Source organism: Photorhabdus sp. P32 (assembly GCF_038085095.1).
Taxonomy (GTDB): domain Bacteria; phylum Pseudomonadota; class Gammaproteobacteria; order Enterobacterales; family Enterobacteriaceae; genus Photorhabdus; species Photorhabdus luminescens.
The window spans coordinates 1-6,823 of record NZ_JAZGJN010000164.1 but is presented as its reverse complement, the minus strand read 5'-3'; the positions used below and the strand labels follow the sequence as shown (position 1 = coordinate 6,823).

The 6,823-nt window shown below is 41.9% G+C and carries 4 protein-coding genes and 1 pseudogene; 4 read left to right on the top strand and 1 reads right to left on the bottom strand.

Features of this window, described 5'->3' with window-relative positions; genetic code table 11:
• Both V2H77_RS01435 and V2H77_RS01430 read left to right on the top strand, forming a co-directional pair.
• Positions 1-228: pseudogene (locus tag V2H77_RS01435) on the top strand (IS30 family transposase); the annotation flags it as partial.
• 303 nt (positions 229-531) lie between these two features.
• Complete coding sequence (locus V2H77_RS01430; protein WP_341497375.1) at positions 532-3,339, top strand: RHS repeat domain-containing protein; 2,808 nt, start codon at positions 532-534, stop codon at positions 3,337-3,339.
• A 241-nt stretch (positions 3,340-3,580) separates the two neighbouring features.
• Here V2H77_RS01430 and rraB read toward each other — a convergent pair whose 3' ends face one another.
• Positions 3,581-3,988 carry a ribonuclease E inhibitor RraB gene (rraB, locus tag V2H77_RS01425; protein WP_049585133.1) on the bottom strand — a complete coding sequence of 136 codons (408 nt, stop codon included), beginning with the start codon at positions 3,986-3,988 and terminating at the stop codon, positions 3,581-3,583.
• Between the two features lie 164 nt (positions 3,989-4,152).
• On the opposite strand from rraB, the gene argF reads away from it, so the two are divergent.
• Both argF and pyrB read left to right on the top strand, forming a co-directional pair.
• Entirely contained in the window at positions 4,153-5,169 is a 1,017-nt protein-coding gene (argF, locus tag V2H77_RS01420; RefSeq protein ID WP_341497374.1) for an ornithine carbamoyltransferase, read from the top strand.
• 306 nt (positions 5,170-5,475) lie between these two features.
• Positions 5,476-6,399, top strand: coding sequence for an aspartate carbamoyltransferase (gene pyrB, locus V2H77_RS01415; RefSeq protein ID WP_341497373.1), 924 nt, complete (start codon positions 5,476-5,478; stop codon positions 6,397-6,399).
• The last annotated feature ends 424 nt before the right edge of the window (positions 6,400-6,823 follow it).

The window sequence follows — 6,823 nt, the reverse complement described above, 5'->3', positions numbered from 1 at the left end:
TGAAATTTATTTTGCCCATCCTACTCGCCTTGGGAGAGAGGGATCAATGAGAATATCAATGGGTTAATCAGACAATACTTTCCAAAGGGAACTGATTTTAATGAAGTCTCTGATCAGGAAATAAATTTTGTGGTAAACCGATTAAATCATCGTCCCCGAAAAACACGGGGTGGGAAAACCCCGAATGAATTATTTAAGGGTATACGAACATGTTTACTTCCAGATTAACGATGTTGCACTTATTATGTGAATCTACCTTAAATATATATTCAAGGTGGTTATTAATTAATTTCCACTTAATCACAATTAAATAATTAAAATATTTATTTAGCTGTAAAAACATCATTTAATAAAAATAATTTCTTTCCCCTCCACCATTCTATTCCTATCTATGGAAATACTAATTCTCATACTGTCAATTTCAAAAATTATCATACTGTTCTGTTAAAAATTTTCCTCATTCCATAGTAAAGTCTCAGGTCGCCACGATTAAACCGGCTAACAGACTAAAACAGCATAAGGAGCTGCAATATGAGTCGTTACAATTCTGCAATTAACCGAAATACTCCATCTGTCAGCGTATTAGATAATCGAGGATTGAATATACGTTCGCTGGAATACCTGCGTACCCAAGCTGATGAAACCAATAGCAACGAATTGATCACTCGCTATGAATTTAATCCTCAAGGATTTCAAGTGAAAAGCACAGACCCACGTAGATATAAAAATCAGAGTGGCTCAAACTTCTCGCGTATCTTTAATCTTGCTGGAAATACGCTGCGTGAAGAAAGTATCGATGCTGGCCGAACAATTACCTTAAATGATATCGAAGGACGCCCAATACTGACTATCAATGCAATCGGCGCTCGTCAGACTCATCACTATGAAGATAATACCTTGCCCGGCCGCTTGCTGGCTGTCACCGAATTAATACAAAAAAACGAGAAAACCACGGAACGCCTTATTTGGGCAGGTAATACAGAGGCAGAGAAAAACCAGAATCTCGCCGGGCAATGTATACGCCATTACGACACTGCGGGGCTGGTACAACTGGAAAGTTTGTCCTTGACGGGAGCGGTTTTATCACAATCTCGTCAATTAATAGCCGACGATCAGGAAGCCGATTGGCACGGTGATGATGAAAATAGTTGGCGTACAAAACTGAATAACAACATATTCACTACTCAAAATAAAACTGATGCTATTGGCGCTCTGCTAACCCAAATCGATGCCAAGGGAAATATACAACGGCTGGCCTATGATGTCGCAGGTCAATTGAAAGGTAGCTGGTTAACACTAAAAGGCCAATCCGAAAAAGTTATTGTGCAATCTATTAATTGGTCAGCAGCCGGACAAAAATTACGAGAAGAACACGGCAACGGCGTTATTACGGAATATACCTATGAACCAGAGACCCAACGACTAATTAACATTACAACCCGCCGGACTAAAGATAGTACAAAACCACTACAGGATTTACGTTATGAATATGATCCCGTTGGCAATGTGATCAATATTCGTAATGATGCAGAAGCCACTCGATTCTGGCGTAATCAGAAAATAGTACCGGAAAATGCATATTCCTATGATTCTCTCTACCAACTCATCAAAGCAACCGGCCGCGAAATGGCTAACATTGGTCAGCAAGGAAGCCAGCTCCCTCCTTTAATGACTCCTCTTCCTACCGATGACAATACCTATACTAACTACACTCGCATTTACACCTACGACGATAGCGGCAACCTGATACAAATCCGGCATAGCGCTCCGGCAAGCAACAATAACTACACCACAGATATCACTATCTCAAACCGAAATAACCGCGGTGTCCTCAGCACCCTAACCAATGATCCCAATCTCGTTGATACATTCTTTGATGCAGGCGGTCATCAAACCAGTCTGTTATCAGGGCAATCCTTAAACTGGACCCCACGAGGAGAACTACAACAAGTGAGCCAGAATGGTAACACCTCACACGAGCGGTACCGCTATGACAATGACGGAATGCGGCGACTGAAAATAAATGAACAACAAACACCCAACGCCACACAACAACGAGTCACTTACCTGCCAGGATTAGAATTACATACCACACAAAGCGGCGCCAATATCACCGAAGACCTGCAAGTTATTACTGTCGGGCAAGCGGGGAGAGCGCAAGTACGCGTATTACACTGGGAAACAGGCCAACCCACTGGCATAGATAACGATCAAGTCAGATACAGCTACGATAATCTTACACACAGCAGCGAATTAGAACTGGATATACACGGAGAAATTATCAGTTGGGAAGAGTATTACCCCTATGGCGGCACCGCAGTATGGGCAGCAAGAAATCAAGTTGAAGCCGGCTACAAAACCATTCGTTATTCCGGCAAAGAGCGTGATGCAACGGGACTGTACTATTACGGCTACCGCTATTATCAACCGTGGGCCGGTAGATGGTTAAGCGCTGACCCGGCTGGAACAGTCGATGGCCTGAATCTGTACCGTATGGTAAGAAATAATCCCATGACTGGTATAGATGAAGATGGACGTATATTTAAAACCGTAGCAACAGGCGCATTAGGCGTTGGCGGTATGGCATACGAACTTTACAAATACAAAAATCAACAAGTTGAAAGACCTCAGATGCCATCTCCTGCCTCTGAATCCTACGGTGATCAACAAGTCAGCAAAATCACCCAAAAAGCGAGCACGCTAAAAGAAAACTATAGCCCCATCCAGCAAATGGCCCATAACATCGCTGGACGTAAAGAAGCAGCAGAACACCTTGCACAAGGACAAATCCCAGGAGCTCAAGCAATAAAAGAGGGGGCAAGTTTAGTGGCGGCTGCCGGAGAATTTGCCGCGGCTGGCAATGTCGGTGAACTAAACAAAACTGAGCTCACAAAAGCCGCAGGCACCGATGCAATTAATAATTTTAGCCTGACTTTCGAGGGTATAAAAAAGGTATTTAAGGCAGGCGCCGCTACTGCTACCGTCACTCCAGAAAAATTGGAAGAGCTGCAAAAAGCAACTGATGATTTAAAAGAGGTCGCAACAGATACGCTAATTACCGGGGCATCACTGGGTGCGACGGTCGGCGCCACACTGGATACCGCCGCCGCGGTCGTACCGCATCCGGTAGCCAAAGTGGCATTCAAAGGTCTGTCATTGGCGTGGAAAGTCACCGGAGTGGTTCACACCGCAGAAGAATTAAGCGAGCTCGCAGAAAAACATAAGGATCTGGTTTCGAATGAGTTAGGACAAGAATTAAAAAGGGAAGTCACCGAAGCAAACCAAATTAGGAGAGGAACTATTCTTTCAAAAGTCAGGGAACATGGTTTGATAAGATAGTCTATACCCGTTATCTTTCAAGTTGCCTCTTTGTTGGCTGCACTCGCTCACCCCGGTCACATAGTTCGCTATGCTCCCGGGGATTCACTCCTTTGCCGTCGCGATGCATCTTGAAATCCATAGGGTATATTTAAAATGCAATAGTCCTTATTCGCCAAAGCAGATAAGGACTATTTTGTTTTGAATCACATGCATCAATCACGACCAGAGTTAACACAGGATTCTTAACATACTGATTATACTAATGAAGTCTACTCTCACCCTGCTCCGGCAAATCATCTTCATCTTGCTCATCAGGATCTTCGAAGTAAGTGCCCCAACCGTCATAATTAATGCCGATTTTTTCAGCCAGATTCACCAACTGTTCAACCTGAGCATCAATCATCTCTGCATTCAATCCACACTCACTGATAACATCACAACACATCAGAATTGTACCATCTTCGACTTCCAATTCTTCCGCATCAGTCACTTCATAACCCAGTTTAAAGGCTTCAACCGCCGCCTTTTCCAACAGACTAAAGTCCTCAGCAGAAAAGTGATGTTCAATGGCATAAAGTGCATCAGGATCACTACCATCTTCCAGTAATTCTTCAATAATAAGGCGCGTTTCTTCGCGTTGTTCTTCTAAGTCTCTTTGATTTGCCATACCAAATATCCTCAAGCAGTTGGCCGTCCCAATCCTCATTCTCCCACACCACAGGCGGGCTAACCACTGTTTACATCAAAGAAATCCAATACGGAGTTGAAATTGCATTTTTATAGATATAGATTGAATTTAAATGCAAACAACAAATACGGAGACACCAAACAATGAATCCGTTCTATCAGCGTCATGTCCTAAGGTTACTTGATTTTTCCTCAGCAGAAATTCATGCCTTGCTAAAGCTATCTGCTGAATTAAAATCGACTAAAAAATCTGGCACAGAAAAGGCTCTGTTAACAGGCAAAAACATCGTGCTGATTTTTGAAAAAGATTCCACCCGTACCCGCTGCTCATTTGAAGTGGCCGCTTTCGATCAAGGAGCAAATATCACCTACCTCGGTTCCAGTGGTAACCAGATTGGTCATAAAGAATCGATCAAAGATACCGCCCGTATACTTGGCCGTATGTATGACGGTATTCAATATCGCGGCTATGCCCAGACAATCGTTGAATCACTGGCAAAATATGCAGGCGTTCCAGTATGGAATGGGCTAACAGATGAATTTCACCCTACTCAGCTACTGGCGGATCTGCTAACTATTCAGGAACATCAACCAGAAAAACCCTTGTCAGAAATCAAATTCGCCTACTTGGGGGATGCCCGTAATAATATGGGTAATACCATGCTAGAAGCCGCGGCGCTAACGGGCATGGATGTTCGGTTGATTGCCCCTGAAAAATGCTGGCCCAACGCCGCGCTGGTTACTGAATGTCAGAAACTGGCTGAAAAAACAGGAGGTAAAATTACGCTAACGGAAAATATCGCCGAAGGGGTTAAAAATACTGATTTCCTTTATACCGATGTCTGGGTTTCTATGGGAGAACCAAAAGAAGTTTGGCAACAACGTATTGACCTACTGAAACCTTATCAAGTGAATATGGATGTGGTGAACATGACAGGCAATCCACAAGTAAAATTCCTGCACTGCCTGCCAGCATTTCATGATGAAGAAACGATATTAGGCAAACAGCTCGCGGCTGAATTTAATATGTATGGAGGGCTGGAAGTTACCAATGAAGTTTTTGAATCAGAGCACAGTATTGTGTTTGATCAAGCAGAAAATCGCCTGCATACCATTAAAGCGGTAATGGTAGCAACGCTAGCAAATGATCTTAAAATCTAATTAGTTGGGATATCGGCAGGATTATGTCTTTAAAGATATGATCCTGCTAATATTATTTTTCTTCGGTCAAATGCTTGCTGTAAGATTTTTCACGAGTATAATGCGCCGCAATTTGCCGGGAGAAATCATGAAAGACAGCGCTTATTTTTGTCATCAAGCACAACTGCCTGAAGGAAGGCAGCCAGCCGTCATTGTTTTCCCGTTGCTAAACCGATCATTTAATGCCCCTCATTGAGGGGCTTTTTTTTGCCTGGTAATCAATTCATGATTGCCGCCCCGGATGTCAGCATTAGAGGAGAGTGAAAAATGGCTAATCCGTTATATCGCAAACATATCATCTCAATAAATGATCTGAGCCGCGAAGATCTGGAATTGGTGTTGCAGACTGCTGCTGCACTGAAAGCCAGACCACAACCTGAATTGCTGAAACCCAAGGTTATCGCCAGTTGTTTCTTCGAAGCCTCCACCCGTACTCGCCTCTCTTTTGAAACAGCAATCCACCGCCTTGGCGCTTCAGTTGTCGGTTTTTCAGATAGCAGTAACACCTCCTTGGGTAAAAAAGGTGAAACACTAGCCGATACTATTTCCGTTATCAGCCAATATGTTGACGCCATCGTGATACGCCATCCACAGGAAGGCGCACCACGTCTGGCCTCTGAGTTTTCCGGTGACACTCCGATTATCAATGCCGGTGATGGCGCCAACCAACATCCAACTCAAACCTTGCTGGATCTGTTCACCATTCAGGAAACTCAGCAACGGCTGGATAGTTTGAATATCGCTATGGTTGGTGATCTGAAATATGGCCGCACTGTCCATTCTCTATCACAAGCGCTGGCGAAATTTAATGGCAATCACTTTTATTTTATCGCCCCGGAAGCATTGGCAATGCCAAATCATATTCTTCATATGCTGAATGAAAAAGGTGCGACCTATAGCCAACACGCTAATATTGAAGAAGTATTACCGGAGCTAGATATTCTTTATATGACTCGAGTACAGAAAGAGCGCCTCGATCCATCCGAATATGCCAACGTAAAAGCACAATTTGTTCTGCGCACTTCCGATTTGATCGGAGCGAAAGAAAACCTCAAAGTTCTGCATCCATTGCCACGTATCGATGAAATTACTGTCGATGTAGATAAAACGCCCTATGCTTATTATTTCCAACAGGCAGAGAATGGTATTTATGCTCGTCAGGCTCTATTATCTTTAGTTTTAAAGGAATGATTAAAGTAACGAGAATATAATTGACCATGTTAATTTTATATTTAAGTTAATCTAAAATACTTCTTGCCCATTAACGGGCAAGATAAAATTAAAATTCGTTAAATAATTATCTTTTAACCTGAAAAATAATTTAAATTCAGCCTTTAAAAAAAGATAATAAAAAATTTTCCACAGGAATAATAGAGAACAATAAAATAAGAGGCATCATAATTATGAAAAGTTATTTATATTCATTGAATATTTAATTGTATCATTAAGATTAGATATTCTTTTAACTATAAAACCCCTATACTTATTAATGTTTAAAATAAATATTAATCATATTCAATTGTTTATAAAATCAGTTCAATTTCAATAATTAATCCTTTAAGCATTAAATAATTTATTAAACTTTAAATGACAACTTTAAATCCTATATTATCCA